The 307-nt window shown below is 55.7% G+C and carries 1 protein-coding gene; it reads right to left on the bottom strand.

What is annotated here, in order from left to right; all coding sequences use genetic code 11:
* Positions 1-94: 94 nt before the first annotated feature.
* The coding region (locus SB753_RS36100) for a hypothetical protein (protein WP_410804896.1) at positions 95-307 on the bottom strand (213 nt) is incomplete at its 5' end.

The following is a 307-nucleotide window of genomic DNA, read 5'->3' as shown; positions in this document are numbered from 1 at the left end:
CCAATGCAAACGCCTACGGCGGCGTGCAAAACGGTTCGTCGCAAGCTGGCAAGCATGAGCCCGTGACGGGCCCGGGCTCGGTGTTCTTCGGCCACTAAGCCGAAACAGGACCGCAAGCACACAGCAGTTTCGTAGCAGGCAGTACCCAGCAGTATCGAGCAGCACTGGTAGCACGCAGTACTTGCAGTTGCAGTCGTCGTAGAAGTGGCAGCAGGTAGTCTTGAAGTTGCAGTTCCAGATGTAGCAGTACCGCAATCAAAGCTTGACCGTAGTAAAGCAGTACCGTTGATGGCGAAGTAGCAGTATC

Source organism: Paraburkholderia sp. SIMBA_053 (assembly GCF_046534895.1).
Lineage (GTDB): Bacteria > Pseudomonadota > Gammaproteobacteria > Burkholderiales > Burkholderiaceae > Paraburkholderia > Paraburkholderia caledonica.
Note: the sequence above shows the minus strand (reverse complement) of the source record. Positions and strands in the feature narration are given on the sequence as shown.